A 19,646-nucleotide genomic window follows, 5' to 3' on the forward strand; every position below is an offset into this window, starting at 1 on the left:
TTCCCAAGTTGACCGCAGTCGCGGTTAGGCTGCGTAAGTGTCACACCAGCCCGTATCCCTTGCCTCCGGACGGCGGCGCTCCCCCTCCTCGCGGCGGTCGGGGGTGAGGCGGCGACTTCTCGGCGTCCTCGTCTCCGTCGGCGTGCTCGCCGGATCGGTGGCCGCCGCCGTGGCCCTGACCGGTTCTGACGCCCCGTCGCGCAGCCCCGACGACGGCATCGGGGCGCCGACGTCCGGGGCGGGGTCGGCCGCGGCGACGTCGGGCGGCGCCGGCAACCGGGGGCTGGGCTTCGGGCTGTCCTACGGGGACACCCTGACCTGGATGACGGACGCGGAGCGGACCAAGGCGATGGACGACGCCGTGGAACTGGGGGTGCGCTGGCTGCGGGTGGACCTGTCGTGGCGCAACGTCCAGCCCGACTCCCCGAGCCGGTACCAGTGGGGGCGCTTCGACCGGGTGGTGGCGGCGGCCCGTGCCCGCGGGCTCGACGTGCTGCCCACGCTCTCCTACACCCCGGGCTGGGCCGCCGACCCGAGCTGCGGGAGCGACAACCAGGCGTGCCCGCCGGCCGACGACGACCGGTTCGCCGAGTTCGCGCGGCAGGCGGCCGAGCGCTACGCGCCCCAGGGCGTGCACACCTGGGAGATCTGGAACGAGCCCAACATCAAGCCGTTCTGGTTCAGCGGTCCGAGCGCCGAGCGCTACACCGCCCTGCTGAACGCGACCGCTCCCGCCGTCCGGGCCGCCGATCCGCACGCGTATCTGCTGCTCGGCGGGCTCGCCGCCGTGCGGACGATCCCCTCCCGGCAGTACGTGTCCCACACGACCTTCCTGGAGGAGCTGGCCCGGCTGGGAGCGCTGAAGCAGGTGGACGCCGTCTCGTACCACCCGTACACCTACCCCCTGCTGCCCAGCACCGAGACCGCGACCGGCAGCCGCTTCCAGGAGATCGACCGCACCGAGGACAGTCTGGTCTCCATCCTGGCGCGGTACGGCGCCGCCGACATGCCGATCTGGCTCACGGAGACCGGCGCGCCGACCTGGGCGCAGGGCACAGCGGCGGACACCGAGGCCGCCCAGGGCACCACGCACGTCACGCCGCGGCTCCAGGCCGAGATCGCCGGGGACACGGTGAGCGCTGCCGCGGCGATCCACTCGGTGAAGGTCGTCTTCTGGTTCTCCTACCGGGACGGGGCGCCCGAGACCCCGCACAGCCGCAAGTCGCAGCACTACGGCCTGACGTACTACGACGGGCGGCGCAAGCCCGCCTTCGACGCCTTGGAGCAGGCCATCCGCGGCTACCGGGAGAAACAGGCGAAGCAGGCCGACTAGTGCGGTGACGCGGACCGGTCCCGGAACAGCTCCAGGTACCGGGCCGTCAGGCGGGGCCAGGCGTAGTGCTCCTCAGCCGTGCGCCGGCCGGCCGCGCCCATCCGGTCCGCGAGGCCCCCGTCGGTCAGCAGCTTGGCGCAGGCGGCGGCCAGGGCGTCCGGGTCGCCGGGCGGCACCAGCAGACCCGTCTCGCCGTCGGCGACGACGTGCGGGATGCCGCCGACGTCCGAGCCCACCAGGGGCGTGGCGCAGGCCATGCCCTCGACCAGGGCCATGCCGAAGGACTCGGCCTCGGTGAGGGAGGGCAGCGCGAGGACGGCGGCCGTGCGCACCGCGTCGGCCAGGGCCTCGCCGCTCAGCGCGCCCGGCGTCTGGAGCCGCTCCGCGACGCCGAGTTCGGCGGCGAGCGCGCGCAGGCCGGGCAGGGCGTCTCCGTCGCCGACCAGGCGCAGCCGCGCCTCGGGCACGTCGCGGGCGAGGCGCGCGAAGGCCCGGACGAGCACGTCGACCCCCTTCCACGCCGAGGAACGGTCCATCCGCCCGACGTAGACGATCGTGCGGGGGCGGCGGGAGGCCGGCTCGCCCGGGGTGAAGCGGTCGGTGTCGACGCCCGGTGTGATGCGCACGGCGTGCGGGCGGCCGTCGGCCAGCGACACCGGGGACACGGCGACCAGGTGCCGGGCGCGGGCGAAGACCCGGGGCAGCACGGCCCGCTCGTACAGGCCGATCAGCCGGTCCGCGGCGCCGCTGCCGGCGGCGCCCTTGTGCATCGAGCCCGCGTGGTACGTCAGCACGGTCGTCCGCCGGCGGCCCGCCGCGGCGACGGCGAGGTCGCCCAGTCCGGGCACGGGCGCGTGCGCGTTGACCACGTCGGCGCCGGTCCGCCGCAGCCAGCGGCGCAGTTGCAGGGGCCACAGGGGGCTGAGCGGGGTGTTGGACAGCTTCAGCCAGGCGCCCAGGCGCACGACCAGGACGCCGTCCTCGGTGCTGACGCGGGTGCGCAGGCCGCCGTCGAGACGCGTGGTGATCACCACGGCCCGCATGCCGGGGTCGGCGGCGACGGCGGCGGCCAGGCGCGCGGTGTACTGCTCGACTCCGCCGATCTTCGGCGGGTAGTACGGGGTGACGACGGCGACGGTGCGGCGGCGGCTCACACCGCCTCCCGCAGCCGGGCGGGCAGGGACTCGGCGCGGGCGAGGTAGCCGGGCAGGTTCGCGTCGAGGATCCGGCGGTACGGGTCGGGGTCCTTCAGCAGCGGTTCCACCAGCGTCCACAGCCGGTCGTGGGTGACGTCGGCGATGGGCAGGACCCACGCGCCGAGGTCCAGGTCGGCCATGATGCCGCGGGTCTTGTGCTCGTACTCGATGGCCACGCACGGGACGCCGCTGGTCAGCGAGAAGATCACCGAGTGGAAGCGGGTGCCGATGAGCAGCGCGCACTCGTCGTACAGGCCCTTGAGGTCGCGGTAGTCGACGACCTCGTCGACCATCAGCGGGCGGGTGGCGCAGTACCCGGCGATCCTGCGCTCGCAGACGCGGTCGTCGTCGCCGAGGTAGTCGGTGCTGACCTGGGGGATGAGGACGACGCGGGCGCCGGTGGCCTGGACGGCGTCGAGGGTGCGGGCGAGTTCCCGTTCGTAGCGCTCTTGGGCGGCGGGGGCCAGCCAGCGGCGGGCGGTGACGCCGACCAGCCGCTCGTCCGGGCCGACGCCGAGCCGGGACCGCCAGTCGGTGCGCCGCTCCGGCTGGAAGGCGAAACCGGCGTCCACCGCCCGCTCGACGCGGTCGGCCGGGACGCCGCACGCCAGCAGCTCGCCCACGCTGACGTCCTCGCGGGCGAGCACCGCGGCCGAGCGGCGCATGACCCGGCCGACCAGGCGGCGCTGGAGGGCGGCCGGGAACGGGCCGAAGGACTGCGGGGCCCAGACCACGGGGACTCCCGCCTTCTGCGCGAGCAGCGCCGGAAGCAGCACGAAGAAGACGTTCTGGTAGCCGTCCAGGCCGGGGCGGGCCAGCACGTAGCCGCCGCCCATGGACACCACCAGGTCCGCCCGCATCACGGCGTCGGCCTCGCGCCGGGCCTCGGCGGGCAGCGTCCGCAGCAGCACGCGGGCGAGCGGGGCGGGCAGCATGACGGCGCCGGCCCCGACCAGGCCCGCCAGCGCCTTGCGCAGGAGGCGGCGGGGCAGGGTGACCGTGCCGTCGGCGACGTGGCGGCGGATGGAGCCGATGTTGGGCACCCCCTCGAACGCCGGGTGCACGGCCGCGTCCTCCATCCCCGCGATCACTGTGTCGGCGCCGGGGAAGGCGTCGTGCACGTGGCGCAGGCAGACGGAGAGGAGCGCCGCGTCGCCCGCGTTCTCACGGACGTAGGCGTTGATCACGACGATGTTCACGGTGCGGGCCTCTCGGGGCTGGTGCTGGGCCGGGACGGACCGGCCGGGTGGGTGGCGGCGTAGGGCGCGGGGGCGCCGGGAGCGGGTGTACGGGGGGCGGGGGTACGGGAGGCGGGGGTACGGGAGGCGGCCTCGCCGGGGCGATCAGGCCAGGCGCCGTGCTCCTGGGGCTCGGCCTCCTCCCAGGGCCAGGCGCCGCGTGCCTGGGGATCCGCCTCTTCCGGGGGCCGGGCGTCGCGCGCCGGGGGCCCGGCCTCCTCCCGAGGCCAAGCGCCGCCTGCTGGGGGGTCCGCCTCCTCCCGGGGCCGGGCGCCGCGCGCCGGGGGCTCGGCCTCCTCGCGGGGCCAGGCACCGGCTGCCTGGGGGCCCGCCTCCTCCCGGGGCCAGGCGCCGCGCACCGGGGGCCCGGCCTCCTCCCGGGGCCAGGCGCCGCGTGCCTGGGGGGCCGCTACGTCCCGGGGCCGGGCGAAGGCGTCCGGTGCCGCACCGGGGACCACCGGCCCCGCGACGGCGGCCACCGGCCCCAGCGCCGCTGCCACGGGAGACGGACCCGCGGCCGCCGGTGACGCGCCCGCACCCGCCGGAGACGCCCCCGCACCCGCCGGAGACGCCCCCGCACCCGCCGGAGACGCCCCCGCAACCACCGGAGACGCCCCCGCGACCACCGGAGTCGCGTCGTCGCCCGCGATCGGCGTGGTGACCGTCTTCGGTCGGGACGGGCGGCCCAGGATCAGGGCCGCCGTGGAGTAGACGCCGGCCACGGCGTTGCCCGCGGCCCAGGCGTAGCCGACCCAGACCAGTCCGCGGTCGGCGAAGGCCGCGCTCAGGCCGATCGACAGGACGGCCATGACGGTGTTGGCGGTGATCAGGTGCCCCATGCGCTGGGCCAGCTTCAGGGCGAAGCACGCCCAGGTGTTCAGGGCGACGGGCAGGGCGGCGACCGCGAGGACGGTCAGCAGGGGCCGGGCGTGCTCCGCGTAGCCCGCGCCGAACACGTGCAGCAGCAGTCCGCCGCCGAAGGCCACCGCCGCCGCGGCGGGCACCTGGACGACCGCGATGATCCGCGCCGAACGCAGCATCAGCTCGCGGAACTTGGACTGCTGGTGCGACACCTCGGCGAAGACGGCCTCGCCGACGGCCGTGGACACCGCGTTCAGCATGGCCGCGATCTGGAAGGCGACGAAGAAGTAGCCGGCCTCGGCCGCGCCCAGGTGGTGCAGCACGATCAGCGGGGTGGCCAGCACCGGTGCCAGGTTGATCAGGTTGGAGGCGTGACTGGCCGCGGAGAAGCGGAACTTCTCGCGCAGCCGGGTGCCGCGGGTGCGCAGGTCGGCGCGGAAGCCGAGGCGGCGCCAGAGCACCAGCAGGGCGACGCCCAGCGTGACGACGTAGCCCACGCCCGCGGAGGCGACGATGCCGAAGACGCCGAGCCCGGTGAGGACGGCCGGGACGGCGACCTTGGCCGCGCCCTGGGTCAGCCCGTCGATCAGCACGTTGTACTCGGGGATGCGGGCAGCGTTGAAGATCGACTTCACCAGCATGCTCGCCGCCGCGCAGCCGCAGAAGGCCGTGAAGGCGACGGCCGACGTCCAGTCGTCGCGGACGAACGCCAGCTTGGCGCCGTACCAGGGCAGCCCGAGCAGGTAGAGGCCGCCCGCCGCGCAGCCGACGCCCGCGACCAGCAGCAGCGCCTGGCTGATCTGCGCGTTGCGCGCCTGCCGTTCGGCCGGGAACCGGATCAGCGTGTTGTTCAGCCCGAGCAGGCTGAAGGTGGCGAGCAGCGAGGTCGCGGAGATCAGCGAGGTCGCCAGGCCGACCTGGGCGGCGGTGTAGAAGCGGGCGACCACGACCCAGAAAACGAAGCTCAGCGCGGCCGTGACCACGGTGGAGACGAGCAGGAAGAAGGAGCTGCGGTAGACGCGGTCGCCCGACTGGCGGTGCCGGCCGCGTCCGCGGGCGACCGGGGCGGAAGGGGCGGCGGCCGTCATCGGGGCGCCTCGCCGCGGTAGTGCGCCAGCAGGGTCTGGACGTGGTCGTCCCAGGCGAAGGACTTCTCCGCGTAGGCGCGGGAGTACGCGCCCATCAGGACGCGGCGCTCCGGGTCGGCCGCCAGGGCGCGCAGTGCGGCGGCCAGCGCGGGCGTCTCCCGGGGCAGCAGGGACACCCGGTCGCGGTCCAGGGCGTAGGGCGCGTAGCCGGGGTCGTCGGTGGTGACGAGCGGCAGCCCGGACGCCATCGCCTCCTGCACGGTGAGCGGGAAGCCCTCGGCGGTCGAGGGGAGCGCGAAGACGTCGCAGGCGCGGTAGGCGTCGGCGACGTCCTCCTGCGCCAGCGCGCCCAGCCAGTGCACGCCCGGCCGCCCGGCGAGCGCGGCGGTGTCGCCGCTGCCGGAGAAGACCAGGTCGTAGCCCGCGTCGGGGGTGTGTGCGGCGAGCAGCAGGTCGTACCCCTTCTTGGGGACGAGCCGGCCGGCGAACAGGACCAGGACCCGGTCGGCGGGCAGGCCGAACCGCTCGCGCAGAGCGGCGCGTTCGGCGGCGGAGGCGGCCGGGCGGAAGCGCTCGGCGTCCACCCCGTTGGCCAGGTGGCGGGTGCGGTGCTCGGGCGCGCCGTGCGCGCGCACGAAGCGGGCGACGGAGGCGTTGAGGGTGAACACGGAGCGGGCGCCGCGCAGCAGCGCGCGGCCCGCCGCCCCGTACACCGCGCGCTGCACGGCCTGGACCAGGGCGGAGGGGTGCTCGACGACGGCCACGTGCTGGGTGAGGACGTACGGCGTGCGGGTGAGCCGCGCGGCCAGTCCGGCCGCCCACGAGCTGAGGTAGAGGCAGTCGTGGACGTGCACGGCGTCCGCCCGGCGCGCCAGGCGCAGCGCGGTCGTCAGCAGCGCGGGCGAGAACAGCGGGAAGGGGACGCCGGCCCGGCGTTCGGCGCCGTTCCACGCGGCCACGCGGACCACGCGCACGCCGTCCTCGACGGTGACGGACGAGCGGTCGCCGCTGGTGAGGACGGTGACGTGGGCGCCCTGAGCGGCCAGGCCGCGGGCCTCGCGGTGCACGACGTTCTCGATGCCGCCGAGGTGCGGCGGGTAGTAGTGGCTGACCAGCAGGATTCTCAAGCCGCGTGTGCTCATCGGTAGATCACCGCTCCCCCGTTGCTGTAGATCAGGTCCCGGGAGTCCAGGACGTCCATCGGATACCGGTACGTGATCAGGTCGCCGCCGTAGAAGACCGTGACCAGGCCGGTGCGGGCGGGCGTGGTGCCCAGCAGCACGTAGGAGTCGGTGCGCAGGGCGGCCGGGTGCACGTCGGCGAGGGTCGGATGGGTGAGCAGCGCCTGGAGCCGGCCGTAGCTGAACCGGTCGGTCTGCACCAGTCCGCTGCCCTGCTTGGTCAGGCGCGCGTCGAGCCACAGGGCGGCCCTGCGCTCCTCGGCGTGCGGGTAATAGATGGCGTAGTACTGGCCGGAATCGGACAGTTGGAGCTGCGCCGGGTAGCCGCCGAGCACCTTGGGCACGACTCCGGACAGGTCGAGCAGCAGCGCGGCGAGGAGCGCGCAGGCCAGGGGCACGGTGCGGCGTCCGGCCCAGCGCAGCGCCCACAGGGTGGCGGTGGCGAGGAACGGCGCGAAGAAGAACAGGCCCTGCTGGAAGGCGCGCAGCAGGCTGTAGTCCACGGACAGTTGGGGCACGAGGGTGAAGACGGCGACCATGCACCAGGCGCCGGCGGCGATGGTCACCTGGTCGCGCAGCGGGCGGAACGCGGAGCGGCGCGCCCACAGCGCCACCGCGAAGCCGGCCATGGCCATCACCTGGAAGAACAGCGCGGCCGCCTGGCGCAGTCCGCCGTTGAGGCCGGGCACGCTGACGCCGAGCCCTTCGAGCGCCCGGCCGACGGGGGTGAGCCGCATCGCCGGCGCCGGGACGACGGGCGTGGACAGGTCGGCGACCTGCCGCGCCGGCAGGTAGTCCCCCTCCGTCCGCTGCGCCGCGGTCTGCTTCAGCAGGTCCGCCCGGTAGTCCTTCATGCGCTGGGCGGCGGGCACTTTCGCGCCGCCGAAGATGCTGTACGCGGTGTCCGAGGAGCCGGACTCCGACGAGCCGCCGAGCAGGGCCGACGCCACGGCGTGCAGGGTGCGCTGGGCCTGGCCGCCGGTGTGGGTGAGCGGGCCCGCCCACAGCAGGGCGAGCACGGCGGGCACGACCACGACCCACCAGGTGAGGAAGGAGCGCATCCGGTCCTCGCGCCGCCTGCGCCGCATGCGGCCCCGGCCGCGCCGGGACGCCAGCCGCCACGCCTTGTCGAGGAGGAACGAGACCGCGAGGGTGCCGACGACGACGTAGGTGGTCGAGTAGTGCGACAGCACGATGCCGGCGAGCAGCACCACGAACACGATCCGGCGCAGCCGCAGCGGTCCCCGCGAGTCGGTGAGCACCACCATGGCGCAGCCCAGCAGCAGGAAGGCGATCTCCTGGCGGCCGAGGTAGGGCATGTCGGTGAGGAAGGTCGGGAAGACGACGAAGTACACCGCCGAGATCAGCGCGACCACCCGCGGCGCCACGTTGCGCACCGCGCGGTGCACCAGCACCGGGGTGAGGGCGAACAGCAGCGGCAGCACGACCTTGAAGATCGCGGTCTCGGAGAGCGCGGTGAGCTGGAAGGCGCTCACCGGCAGCAGGGTGATGCTCAGGCAGGCGTTGTACGGGTCGCTGTACTTCGCGATGTCCCAGTGCTCGCCGCCGAGCGCGAGCCGGAAGTACAGGAACTCCTTCTGGATGTCGTGGCCGGTGATGTACTGCCCGCGCAGCGAGGTGAGCAGGAGCAGCGCGGCCGACGCGCAGTACAGGCCGAACTCCAGGACGGTCACCGGGTAGCGGCCCCGGCGCAGCAGGAGCAGCGCGACCAGCGCGGCGACGACGACCATGGCGACCGTGCTGACGGTCCCGCCCAGACCGTTGTTGAGCCGGATCGGCCCGGCGACCGCGAGGAGCAGGGCGGCGGCGCCGACGGCGGCGACCGGCCTGACGCCGCGGGTCGCGAGCAGCGCGCGGCCCGGCGGGCGCTCGGAGCGTTGCGGCTCCGGGGCCAGCGCGCCGAGCACGACCAGGGCCGCGGCGGTCCCGATCGTGAGGGCGAGCCGGGTCAGCGGGCGTGCCACGCCGAACGGCGGCAGGGCGGTGTTCACGGTGAGCGCGACGACGATGTCGGTGATCACCGTGAAGCCGACCGAGAGCAGCAGGGCGGCCGTCGCGGTGGTCACGACGCGCTGGGCCACCCCCCGCCACAGCACGATGGGCGCGCCGAACAGCAGCCACAGCCCGGCCAGGGTGTGCAGGACGGCGGGCGGCTGGGGCAGCAGTTCGACGACGCTGGCGGGGGCGAGGCTGAGCAGCAGGACGAAACGCCGGTTCCGGCGGAACAGCCGGGGGAGCCGGGGGCCCCAGGCGGGCCGCTCCCGCCGTTCCTCGCCGGCCGGCGGGAGCGGCTCGGGGGCCGCCACGCGCAGGGCCAGGGTGTCCTTCACGCTCACAGGCCCGCCTTGGCGTAGACGTCCTCGACCAGCCGGGCCACGGTCTCCCAGGAGTAGCCGCCGGCGCGGTCGGCGCTGGCGCGCGCCAGCCGGGCCCGCAGCGCCTGGTCGGCGGCCAGGGCGTCGATCGCCTGCGCGAGGGCGACCGGTTCGGGCGCGGCCAGCAGTCCGGCCCCCTGGACCAGCTCCCGGGTGCCGGGCACGTCGGTGGCCACCACCGGCAGCCCGGCCGCCATCGCCTCCAGCACGACCAGGGGCATGCCCTCCTTGTCCGAGGGCAGCACGAAGGCGTCCGCGTCGGCGTACGCCTTGACCAGGTCCTCGCCGAGCAGTCCCCCGCTGAACTCCACGTGCTCCAGGCCCAGTCGGCGGGCCTGCTCCTCCAGGCGGCCGCGCAGCTCGCCGTCCCCGACGATCCGCAGCCGTACGTCCTGGCGCGTCAGGCTCAGGGCGTCCAGCAGCCGGGCCACGTTCTTCTGCGCGCCGAGCCGCCCGACGTACAGCAGGTTCAACGGCCCCGGCGCGGGTATGCGGGGCGGCATGAAGTACGCCTCGGACACGCCGTTGGGCACGACGTGGACGCGGTCGGCGGGCACCTGGTAGGCGTCGGCGAGGAAGGCGGCCTGGGCGTCGGAGAGCGCGATGACGCCGGCCGCGGACCGCAGGACGCGGCCGAAGACGTGCTTCTTGTAGTGCGGCAGAAGGGCGCCCAGCGGACCGGAGGCGTCCACGTCGAGGTGGAAGTGCAGCAGGAAGCGGAGGCCGCGCAGCCGGGCGGCCAGCGCGACCGTCTCGGGCAGCAGGGCGTGCGCGCAGTGCAGGTGGAGCACCGCGTCGCGGGGCAGCCGGGCCAGGTGGGCCGCGAGGCCGGGGGCGACGGCGGTGTGGGCGACCTCCGCCGCGCGGTGCCGGTGCACGACGACGCCGTCCTCGCGCGCGGTGCGCGGCGCGTCCGCGGCGCCGAGGGAGGTGGTCAGGACCCGTACGTCGTGCCGCTTGGCCTGCTCCCGCGCCAGGTGGGAGACGACGCGCTCGAGCCCACCCAGATGCGGCGGGTAGTAGGGGGTGATCTGGACGATGCTGCGCATGAGGCTTCCCCTGGGGTGGGCTGGTGCGGCTCGGGCGAGCGGGCGGGTGGCCGCGTGGGCCGGCGGCCGGGTGCGGCGCGGTCAGTGCAGGTGCATCCGCAGTCGCTGCGGATGACCGGGCAGCGTCACCTCGACCAGGTCCGCGTCACGCTGCTCGCCCTTCTTGAGGCGGAGCCGGACGTCGAGGCCGATCAGGGCGCCCGGCTTGGTGGCGACCGTTTCGGTGCGGGCGGCCAGGCGGCGGCCGTCGGCGGCCTGGACCCAGGTCCGCACGGAGCGGCGGCCGCCGCTCTCGCCGTGCTCGACGAGTTCCAGCGGTACGACGAGTTCGCCGCCGTCGAAGAACGGCTCCTTGCCGGAGTACAGCTCGATGTAGGACTGCTGGCGCTCGGTGAAGGAGTCCCGCAGCACGGACCGCACCGTGGAGGAGGTCCAGGCCGCGCCGCACAGGCCGAGCACGGCCAGGACGCAGACGACCGGGCCGAGCACCCGGCGCGGCAGCCCGCGTCCGCCGCCGCGCGCCGCCGTCCGGCCGGGGCCGGCGGGCCGCCGGGGACCAGTGGTCCCGGCGACCCGCGGCCGCGGCGTCTCCTCGAACGGCGGTGTGCTCACGCCATTTCCAGCGGAACCTCATTGACGGTGCGCGGCGCCGGCATGGTCGGCAGCGTCATGACGCCGCCCCGCGGTTCGGCCCGGTCGGAGACCAGCCGGGCGGCGTCGAGGGCGGTCAGCTCCTCGGCGGCGGCCGCGGCCCGCTCGGCGGCCTCGACGGCCCGCTCGGCGGCGGCCTGGGCGCGGGCCACCTCGGCCAGCGGCACCATGCGCGTGGGCGCGGTGCGCAGGCGGTTGTCGCGGATCTTGTGCTGGAACAACTGACGCAGGTTGGCGACCCCGTCGGGCAGCGCGTTCAGCTTGACCTCGCCGCCGCGGACCCGGTACTCGATGGGGACCTCCAGGCAGCGGAACCCGGCCCGGGTGGCCGCGTTCTTGATCTCCTGCGAGAAGGCCATGCCCGGCGAGCGGACCTCTATCGCCTGCCAGACGTGGCGCTGGAAGATCCACATGCCCGACTGGGAGTCGCGCAGCCCGTTGCGGAAGAGCGCCCGGCTGAGGGCGCTGAGCGCGTGGTTGGCCACCGTGTGGGACGGCTTCATGGCGTGCCGGTTCTCCAGGCCGAGCCGGTTGGTGGTCATGAACTCGACGCCCCGGGCGTCCAGGATGTGCAGGAGATGCGGCAGGGCGTCGAACGGGTAGGTGCAGTCGGCGTCGCCGGTGGCGATGACGTCTCCACGGGCCGCGTCGAATCCCGCCTGGTAGGCGTTGCCGTAGCCGCGGCGCGGCTGCGAGACGACGGTGGCGCCGAGGGACCGGGCCACCTCGGCGGTGGCGTCGGTCGAGGCGTTGTCGACGACGATGACGTCTACCGACCAGCCCGCTTCCGCCAGTTCGCGGCGCGGGATGGACGACATCACCGTCGGCAGGTTCTCGGCCTCGTTGAGCGCGGGAATGATGATGGACAGAGATCGCAAGGAAAGCCCCCCAGACCAGGCAGATGGTCTCGAGACACCACTGAGGACCGCGGGCCCCTTTACCCGCTCCAGGCGGCGTCGCGGCTCGTGTCACGGGACACGAGCCCCCCTACTTCGCTACTTCGCCGCGGGATCCCCGCGCCCCCTTGAGGGACGCGTCGTCAAGTGGTGTCTGTTTCAAGTATTTCACAGGCACCCTAGCCGATCCTCACGGCACCTCCACGCTTCCTTGGCTCAGTTGTTACCCATATCTCTTGCGTACCGCCGAGGGAAACGCACTAATGCGGGCATCTCATGCAAACGGGATGATCGCCTCTCGACTCGCCTTTATCGGGGCAGACTTGGCCGCCGCTCCGTCAGGGCGGACTCGGCCGCCGCTCTTTCAGGTCGGTCTCGGTCATCGCTTTCTCAGGGCGGACTCGGTCGCCCGCCCGGCGTGCCTCACCGCACCCGCGGCGTCCCGATCCGGATGTCGCCGCAGACCACCGCGCGCACCCGGCGTCCGTGCGCGTCGGTCATCGTCAGCAGGGCGCCGGCGTCGGTGCGGGACGGGTGAGGGGGGCGGACCGCGACCGAGGGGGTCACGTGCGCCGGCAGGGCGCAGTAGCCGTGGAAGGGCGCCGCCGGGTAGTAGAGCGGGAACTGCGCGCTGCGGCCGTGCAGGAGGACGAGCCGGACCCGTCCGGCGGAGGCCGGCGCCGCCGAGACCGACGGGCCCTTGCCGACGTACACCTCAAGGGAGGGGTAGCCGTCGAAGGCGCAGGGGGCGCCGCCCGTGTTGGCGGCGCTCAGCAGGGCCGCGGGCGCGTGCCGGCGCGCGGCGCCGTGCAGGCGGGTGAGCGTCCACCGCAGGCGGTCGCCGCCGCAGTCGGCCAGGCGCGGGGCGCCGTGTCCGTGCGGGGACGTGCGGGGCGGCCGGGCGCCGTCCGCGCGGCCCTCGGCGGGTCCCGTGGACCGGGCGGGGCCGGTGGGCTTCGGGGAGGCGGCGGAGCGGCCGGGAGCGGACGCGGACGGCGTGTGCCGCGCGGACGGCGACGCGGACGGCGCCGAGTCCGGGCGGGCGCCGCCGGAGCGCCGCGCGTCCGGTGCGGCGTGCCGTCCGTCGGGCGCGCGCTGTGCGTCGCCGCGGCCGTCCGGGCCGCAGGCCGCGGTCGTCGCGGCCAGCACCAGGGCGAGCGCGCAGGCCGCCGCCGTCCGCCTGGTCATGGGCCGTCCCTCCGGCGAGGATCCCCGCGGCGGCCGGGCGCCGCCGCTCGTACGTCCCGCACGGGGAAGATGCGCGGGGCGGCCTCCGGGTTCCCGGCTCGGGCCGTTGTCACCCGTCGCGGTTACCATCCGCCCATGACCACAGCAGACAGCGTCAACGCACCCCTCGACACGGAGATCGGCGCCCTCCAGGGCGGTTCCGCCGACCTCGGCCAGTACGCCGGACGGCCCGTCCTCATCGTGAACGTGGCCTCCAAGTGCGGGCTCACCCCGCAGTACACCGGACTGGAGAAGCTGCACGAGCGGTACGCCGAACAGGGCTTCACCGTCCTCGGCGTGCCGTGCAACCAGTTCATGGGACAGGAGCCGGGCAGCGCCGAGGAGATCTCCGAGTTCTGCTCGGCGACCTACGGCGTCACCTTCCCGATGACCGAGAAGATCGAGGTCAACGGCGAGGACCGGCACCCGCTCTACGCCCGGCTGACCGGCTTCGCCGACGCCGAGGGGCACAGCGGCGACGTCCGCTGGAACTTCGAGAAGTTCCTGATCGGCCGGAACGGCGAGGTCGTCGCCCGCTTCTCCCCGCGGACCGAGCCGGACGCCCCCGAGGTCGTCGCCGCGGTGGAGGCGCAGCTCGGCTGAGCCGCACGACGCGGACCGCGACGCCGCGTAGGGGGGCGCGGCGGGCGCGTACGGGGGCGCGGCTCGCGGCAGACGCGTGCCGCACGGTTGACCTTGCCCCTGGGGGAAGGCCGAGCGTTCTTCCCACCGGGCGGAACAGGCCGCCCGGCGACGGAGGACGGCGAAAGGGGCCGGGGCGTGAGCCGGGATAAGGGGGCCCAGGCCGTGAGCCGGGACGGGGAGCGCGGCAGGGCGCGCGGCGCCGACGGTGAGCTGCTCGGCATCGGCGCGTTCGCCGCGCGGGCACGGCTGTCGGCCAAGGCGCTGCGGCTGTACGACCGCCTCGGGCTGCTGGTCCCGGCGCACGTCGACGAGGCCACCGGCTACCGCTTCTACCGCGCCTCGCAGGCCGAGCGAGCCCGGCTGGTGGCGCTGCTGCGCCAGCTCGACATGCCGCTGGCCACGATCGCCCAGGTGGCCGAGGCCGACGGCGACGAGGCCGCCGCGCTGCTCGCCGCCTACTGGGCCGGGGTCGAGACGCGTCTGGCCGGGCAGCGGACCCTCGCCGCCTACCTCCGTGGACGGTTGTCCGGAAGGAGTTCCGAGATGCACGGCATGTTCAGGGTGGAGACGGTCGACGTACCCGAGCGGACGGTGATCACCGAGACCCGGCACACGCTGGCGGACGAGCTGCCCGCGTGGATCGGGGCGTCGCTGGCTCGGCTGGAGTCGGCGGCGGCCGCGTGCGGGGGCATGACCGGGGCGCCGTTCGTCGTCTACCGGGCCGAGGTGTCCATGGAGAGCGACGGGCCCGCCGAGGCGTGCGTGCCCGTGGCGGACGCGGCGGCGGCCCGCAGGTGGGCCGCGGAGCGCGGACGGTCCCGGGACATCGGAGTGCGGGTAGAGCCCGCGCGGCGGCTCGCCTTCACGCGGATCGCCAAGGCGCAGGTGGCCCACCCTCAGATCCTGGCGGCGTTCGAGGCGGTGGAGCGGTGGATCGCGGATCAGGGCCTGGAGCAGGCCGGCCCGTGCCGTGAGGTGTACTTCGCCGACTGGGAGGCCGCCGGGCCCGACGATCCGGTGTGCGACGTGGCGTTCCCGGTGCGGTGAGGCCGGCCGGATCCGCGCCCGGCGACGCGCGGGGGCGCGATGCGCGCGGCGGCGCCTCCCCGGGCGGTGCGGGGAGGCGGCGGCGTCACTTCAGCTCGTCCGGGCAGGGGGTGCCGCGGGGGAGCTGGTAGGGCGCGGCGAGGCGGTACGTTCCCGCGTGCGGGGCGAGCAGCGTCGTCCACTGGTCGCCGCTGGCGTCCTCCTGCGTCTGCGCCAGGCAGCCGTTGACGTTGTCGAACGTCTTGGGGGCGCCCTCGGGCCGGTGCTTGGAGGCGAGCGTCTCCTGGGGGGCCTTCAGGCTCTTGCCGTGGCCGTCGACGAGGCTCAGCCAGGGCGAGTACGGGATGCGGATGAGGATGCGGCCCGGCTCGCGCACCTCGATGGTCAGCTCGCCCTGCTCGGCGCGGTCGACGACCGCGTCGGGCTCGGCGAGCGGCGCGGGGTCCGTCACCCGGAAGAGCTGCCAGTCGGCGTCGCCCCACACCTGGCGCAGGTACGGCGTGCCCTGCCGCACCAGGGCGCGCTCGCGCTGACCGCCGTCGCCGTCCGGCTCGTCCTTGGGCAGCACCACGTAGTGGACCGCCCAGCGCTGGAGCCACTCGTGGTAGTTGGCGGAGTCCAGGGTGTCGTCGTAGAAGAGCGGGTTGCGCTGCATGTCGGCCTGGCGGTTCCAGCCGCGGGCGAGGTTGACGTAGGGGGCCAGCGCGGAGGCCTCGCGGTGCGAGCTGGCCGGGACCACCTCCACCCGGCCCTTCTCCGCGCCCGCCCGCTGCAACTGGTTGACCAGGGGCGCCAGCTCGCGCGACCAGGACGCGGCCGGCGCCGTGTGGACGACGTCGTCGACCGACTTGAACCCGATCCAGACGCCGAAGCCGACGAGCGCGAGCACGGTCGCGTACCAGGTGCGCGAGCGCGGCGCCGCGAACGGCAGCGCGGCCGCCAGGACTGCTCCGGCGAACAGCATCGCCAGCCGGGTGATGTTGGAGCCGATCTGGGAGCTGACCAGCCAGACCCCGACGACCGCCAGGGCGTACACCCAGGAGGTGATCCGGACCGTTTTCCACCGGCGGGGGACGAGGACGGCGGCCAGCACCGCGAACAGCAGCGGCAGCACCACCGAGCCGAAGCCCATGGGCTGGGTGCCGGAGAAGGGGAACAGCAGCGCCGAGACGGCCACCACGGCGGCCGGCGCCAGCCCCAGCGCCCAGGCCCCCGGGCGGCGCCGTTGCAGGAACAGCGCCACCGCGATCAGCCCCAGGAACAGGCCCGCGACCGGCGAGGACATGGTGGCGAGAGCGGCCAGCGGGGCCGCGACCAGCGCCTTCGCCCACCGCTTGTGACGCCAGCGGTACGGCCAGCAGAACACGGCCGCGAGCGCGCCCAGCGCGAACATCGTGCCCAGGCCGAACGTCACCCGGCCCGAGACCGCGTTGCACAGCAGCCCGAAGACCCCGGCAAGCGCCGCCCACAGCGGGTTCCTGACCCGGCGGCTGCGGACCAGCACCAGCGTCAGCAGGCCCGCGGAGACCGTCCCGGCGATCATCATCGTCGTCCGGACGCCCAGCACGGACATGAGATACGGCGACACCACGCTGTACGACACCGGGTGCATGCCCCCGTACCAGGCGAGGTTGTACGCCGAGTCCGGGTGCCGGCCGACGAACTCGGCCCACGCGTCCTGGGCCGCGAGGTCGCCGCCGCTGTTGGCGAACGTGAAGAACCAGATGACGTGCAGGACGGCGGACACGGCGGTGACGGACAGGGCCGGGTGCCGCAGCATCCGCTCCCGCACCGTCATGACCGCGGCCCGCAGTCGGCCGCCTTGACGGCCGCCCTGACGGCCGTCCACGGGCGCGCGGTCACCGGCCGGTCCGCCGCCGGGCGCGGTTATTCGCGGGCGGGCGCTCCGGCCCGCCTCGGCGTCGTCGGCGCGTGTCGGCTCCGCAGTGGCCACCTGAAGGCACTCCCCGTGTCCCGTTCCCTGTTCGCCGGCCGCGCCTCGCGACCGGCGACGTGCCCCGATTCGTGACGCTAGCACGCACCCCGCCGGGGAGCGCCCGGACGGGGCTTCCCGGCGGGGTGCGCGCGGTGCGCCGGTCAGCCGAGGCGGGTCAGCTTGTCCGCGAAGCCGGGCTCGGCGAGGTCCTTCTGAAGGACCACGGGCGCCTGGACCGCGCCGCGGTCGCCGTCGCCCACGGTGAGCGTGCCCACCTCGGTCCCGGCCTTCGCCGTGTGCGGCACGTCGTGGGCGGAGAAGGACAGCTTCGCCTTCAGCCCGGCCCAGCCGACCGCGGGGAGGTCCTTCGTGAGGACGACCGGGGTACGGCCGCCGAGCTGGTCGTCCACGTAGCCGACGACGTCGCCCTTCTTCAGGATCGTCTCCGAGGTCAGCGCGTTCCGTGCGGCGACCAGCGCGGTCTTGCTCACCGCGTTGACCGTGTCCAGGATCGACGGGCCCTTGTGCTGGCCGAGGATCGCACCGACCACGGTGACCGTCCGGCCGCCGACCTGCTTGCGGGCGGCGAAGAGCAGGTTGCCGCCGGCCGCGGTGGTCGTGCCGGTCTTGATGCCGATCGCGCCGATCGTGAACGGCAGCGAGTTGTAGTTCTGCCAGCCGTGACCGGAGGGGTCCCTCCAGCTCGCGGCCCCGGTGATGGCCACCAGGGCGGGCAGCTTCACCACCCCGTCGCCCAGCTTCACCTGGTCCTGGGCTGTGGAGACGGTGCTCTCCTTCAGGCCCGAGGGGTCGGTGTACGTCGTGCCGGTCATCCCCAGGTCCCGCGCGGCGGCGTTCATCTTCTTGACGAACGCCGTCTCGGAGCCCGCGTCCCAGCGCGCCAGCAGCCGCGCGATGTTGTTCGCCGAGGGGATCATGACGGCGGACAGGGCCTGCTTCTCGGTGAGGAAGTCGCCGGCCTTGACGGTGTTGAGCGTGGACTCGCCGCTCTTGTCGTAGCCGCCCTCCTTCTCCGCCGTCGCGTCGACCTTGATCTTCGGGCCCTCCTGGCCCGGCTTCAGCGGGTGGTCCCGCAGAACGATGTAGGAGGTCATGGTCTTGGCGACCGAGCCGATGGCCACCGGCGTCTGCTTGCCGAAGCGGCCCATCGTGCCGATGCCGTCGACGTCCATCCAGCCCTGCCCCTCGCCCGGCCAGGGCAGACTCACCTGGGCGCCGGCGAAGTCGTAGCTCTGCTTGGCGGTGAGCGCGACGGCGGGGGACGGCAGCGGGCGCAGCGCCTGCACGACCGCCAGCACGATCGCGAGGAGCAGCACCAGCGGCGTCCAGATCTTCACCCGGCGCCACGTGGTGCGCAGCGGGGTCTCCGGCGGCGGCGGGGTGTTCGTCAGCTCCGCCAGCAGGTCCAGCGGGGGCTTGGGGGGCAGCGGCTGCTGGGTGGTGCGCTCGGGGCCGACGGAGGCGGGCTTGTCGGCGGCGGGGGCGGCCTTGTCGGCAGCCGGGGCGGCCTTGTCAGGGGCGGGAGCGGGGGCGGCGGGCGCCGGCGCCTCGGCGGCCGCGGCGCCGGACGCCTTGCCGGCCGGCGGGGCGTCCAGCGACTTGAGCGCGATGAATTTGCTGGTGCGCTCCACTTCGGACTCGGGCGCGGGCGCGGGTGCGGGCGCGGACGCCTTGGAGGCGGGGGACGGGTTCTTGCCGTCCCCCGCCTCGGCGTCCTGGTCGCCGTCCTGGGGGGCGCTGGGGTCCCTGGGGTCCTTGAGGTTCGTGGGTTTCTTGTCCTGCTTGTCGCTCTTGACAGCCTCGTCGCTCTTGCCGACCTTGCCGCCGCCCAGCTTCAGCATCGTGGTCGGCTGGTCCACGGCGGGCCTGGGGGCCCGGAAGATCGCGGTGGGCTGGTCGACGAAGGGCTCGGACGGGGCGTCGGCGGGGGCGTCGGCGGCGGCCTTCGACTCGAGGTCGGGCTCCGGCTTGGACTCGGGCTCGGGCTTGCTGTCGTCGTCACCGGCGGCGTCGGCGTCTGCGCCCTCGTCGGCGGCGTCACGGGCGGGCTTGGACTCGGGCTCTGCCTTCGGCTTGGCGTCGGCCTTCGCTTCCGGTTTGGTCTCGGGCTTGGGCTTGACGTCGGCCTTCGCTTCCGGCTTGGCCTCGGGCTCGGGCTTGGCGTCGGTCTCAGCTTCCGGCTCCGCCTCGGCCTCGTCCGCGTCTGCGGCGGCCTCGGCGTCGGCTTCGGCTTCGGGGAGGGAAACGGGGGCGGCGTCGGCGTCGGCGTCAGGGACGTCTTCGGCGTCGGCCCCCGCCTGCTCGGCCTTCCCCGCGCCCTCGGGGTCCTCCGGGGTCTCCGCTTCCTCCGAGGCGTGCTCTGCGGAGTCCTCCGCGTCCTCCGCGTCCGCGGCCGGCCCCTCCGCCGTCTCGGCGGCGCCCGTGCTCTTCGCGGAGCCCACCCAGGCGGCCACGGCGGCGCGCAGCCGGGCGTCCTCGCCCGCGTCCTCGCCCGGGGCGTCCTCAGGCTTCCGTGCGCCCTCGGACGGGCTCTCCGGGCTCGCAGCCGACTTCCCGGCCGTCTCCTCAGCCTTGGCCGGGGCCTCAGCCTTCACCGGAGTATCGGCCTCCACCGGGGCCTCAGCCTTCGCCGGAGTGTCGGCCTCCACCGGGGCCTCAGCCTTCACCGGAGTCTCGGCCTTCGCCGAGCCCGCGCCGGTCCGGGTCCGGGTCGCGGCGCCGGGGGCCTCCTCGGCGTCAGTGTCGGCGTCGGCGTCGACGGCCGGCAGCGACAGCACCTTCGTCGCCGTGTCCACACCGCCGCGCCCGTCGCCGCCGTCGTGCCCCTGGGACACCGCTCCGGCGGACTCCCCCGTCAGCGCGAGGCGGGGGTCGCGGGTCT

The 19,646-nt window shown here is 74.8% G+C and carries 14 protein-coding genes; 3 read left to right on the plus strand and 11 right to left on the minus strand.

Going from position 1 to position 19,646, the window contains the following annotated elements; all coding sequences use genetic code 11:
- The first annotated feature begins 103 nt into the window (after positions 1-103).
- Complete coding sequence (locus tag ABZ861_RS10035) at positions 104-1,333, plus strand: cellulase family glycosylhydrolase (RefSeq protein WP_361626632.1); 1,230 nt, start codon at positions 104-106, stop codon at positions 1,331-1,333.
- On the opposite strand, the gene ABZ861_RS10040 is transcribed toward ABZ861_RS10035, so the two are convergent.
- The 9 genes from ABZ861_RS10040 to ABZ861_RS10080 form a co-directional block, all read right to left on the minus strand.
- Positions 1,330-2,487: a glycosyltransferase gene (locus tag ABZ861_RS10040; protein WP_361626635.1), complete on the minus strand. Its 1,158-nt coding sequence runs from the start codon at positions 2,485-2,487 to the stop codon at positions 1,330-1,332. The two genes, ABZ861_RS10035 and ABZ861_RS10040, sit on opposite strands and share 4 nt — an antisense overlap.
- Complete coding sequence (locus ABZ861_RS10045) at positions 2,484-3,728, minus strand: polysaccharide pyruvyl transferase family protein (RefSeq protein ID WP_361626638.1); 1,245 nt, start codon at positions 3,726-3,728, stop codon at positions 2,484-2,486. Before ABZ861_RS10045 ends, ABZ861_RS10040 begins: the two co-directional genes overlap by 4 nt.
- On the minus strand, positions 3,725-5,716 hold the full coding sequence (locus tag ABZ861_RS10050; RefSeq protein WP_361626641.1) for an oligosaccharide flippase family protein: 1,992 nt from the start codon (positions 5,714-5,716) through the stop codon (positions 3,725-3,727). Before ABZ861_RS10050 ends, ABZ861_RS10045 begins: the two co-directional genes overlap by 4 nt.
- On the minus strand, positions 5,713-6,858 hold the full coding sequence (locus tag ABZ861_RS10055) for a glycosyltransferase family 4 protein (RefSeq protein WP_361626644.1): 1,146 nt from the start codon (positions 6,856-6,858) through the stop codon (positions 5,713-5,715). Before ABZ861_RS10055 ends, ABZ861_RS10050 begins: the two co-directional genes overlap by 4 nt.
- Positions 6,855-9,254: a DUF2206 domain-containing protein gene (locus ABZ861_RS10060; protein ID WP_361626647.1), complete on the minus strand. Its 2,400-nt coding sequence runs from the start codon at positions 9,252-9,254 to the stop codon at positions 6,855-6,857. The genes ABZ861_RS10055 and ABZ861_RS10060 overlap by 4 nt, the downstream gene beginning before the upstream one ends.
- Positions 9,251-10,342, minus strand: coding sequence for a glycosyltransferase family 4 protein (locus tag ABZ861_RS10065; RefSeq protein ID WP_361626650.1), 1,092 nt, complete (start codon positions 10,340-10,342; stop codon positions 9,251-9,253). Before ABZ861_RS10065 ends, ABZ861_RS10060 begins: the two co-directional genes overlap by 4 nt.
- An 81-nt stretch (positions 10,343-10,423) precedes the next feature.
- Positions 10,424-10,954, minus strand: coding sequence for a hypothetical protein (locus ABZ861_RS10070; protein ID WP_361626653.1), 531 nt, complete (start codon positions 10,952-10,954; stop codon positions 10,424-10,426).
- Complete coding sequence (locus ABZ861_RS10075; RefSeq protein ID WP_361626656.1) at positions 10,951-11,871, minus strand: glycosyltransferase family 2 protein; 921 nt, start codon at positions 11,869-11,871, stop codon at positions 10,951-10,953. Before ABZ861_RS10075 ends, ABZ861_RS10070 begins: the two co-directional genes overlap by 4 nt.
- 441 nt (positions 11,872-12,312) lie before the next feature.
- A complete protein-coding gene (locus ABZ861_RS10080) occupies positions 12,313-13,077 on the minus strand; it encodes a DUF4232 domain-containing protein (protein ID WP_361626658.1) in 765 nt (254 codons plus the stop codon).
- A 135-nt stretch (positions 13,078-13,212) separates the two neighbouring features.
- Here ABZ861_RS10080 and ABZ861_RS10085 point away from each other — a divergent pair, with 135 nt between their 5' ends.
- Both ABZ861_RS10085 and ABZ861_RS10090 read left to right on the plus strand, forming a co-directional pair.
- The gene (locus ABZ861_RS10085; RefSeq protein WP_361626661.1) at positions 13,213-13,719 is read left to right on the plus strand and encodes a glutathione peroxidase; all 507 of its coding nucleotides are present in this window, start codon (positions 13,213-13,215) and stop codon (positions 13,717-13,719) included.
- 204 nt (positions 13,720-13,923) lie between these two features.
- Positions 13,924-14,808 (plus strand): MerR family transcriptional regulator, encoded by an 885-nt coding sequence (locus ABZ861_RS10090; protein ID WP_361627028.1) that lies wholly within the window; start codon positions 13,924-13,926, stop codon positions 14,806-14,808.
- A gap of 85 nt (positions 14,809-14,893) precedes the next feature.
- On the opposite strand, the gene ABZ861_RS10095 is transcribed toward ABZ861_RS10090, so the two are convergent.
- Together ABZ861_RS10095 and ABZ861_RS10100 are read right to left on the minus strand one after the other, a co-directional pair.
- Positions 14,894-16,762 (minus strand): MFS transporter, encoded by a 1,869-nt coding sequence (locus ABZ861_RS10095; protein WP_361626664.1) that lies wholly within the window; start codon positions 16,760-16,762, stop codon positions 14,894-14,896.
- A gap of 143 nt (positions 16,763-16,905) precedes the next feature.
- Positions 16,906-19,599, minus strand: a complete 2,694-nt coding sequence (locus ABZ861_RS10100) for a D-alanyl-D-alanine carboxypeptidase (RefSeq protein ID WP_361626667.1) — start codon at positions 19,597-19,599, stop codon at positions 16,906-16,908.
- Positions 19,600-19,646 lie beyond the last annotated feature (47 nt).

The sequence above is a fragment of the Streptomyces sp. NPDC046985 genome (genome assembly GCF_040644415.1).
In the GTDB taxonomy this organism is placed as follows: Bacteria; Actinomycetota; Actinomycetes; order Streptomycetales; family Streptomycetaceae; genus Streptomyces.

Excerpts from the sequence above, each read along its gene's own strand:
- ABZ861_RS10050 (WP_361626641.1), bottom strand. The coding sequence starts at position 5,716 with ATGACGGCCGCCGCCCCTTCCGCCCCGGTCGCCCGCGGACGCGGCCGG.
- ABZ861_RS10055 (WP_361626644.1), bottom strand. The coding sequence starts at position 6,858 with ATGAGCACACGCGGCTTGAGAATCCTGCTGGTCAGCCACTACTACCCG.
- ABZ861_RS10065 (WP_361626650.1), bottom strand. The coding sequence starts at position 10,342 with ATGCGCAGCATCGTCCAGATCACCCCCTACTACCCGCCGCATCTGGGT.
- ABZ861_RS10080 (WP_361626658.1), bottom strand. The coding sequence starts at position 13,077 with ATGACCAGGCGGACGGCGGCGGCCTGCGCGCTCGCCCTGGTGCTGGCC.
- ABZ861_RS10085 (WP_361626661.1), top strand. The coding sequence starts at position 13,213 with ATGACCACAGCAGACAGCGTCAACGCACCCCTCGACACGGAGATCGGC.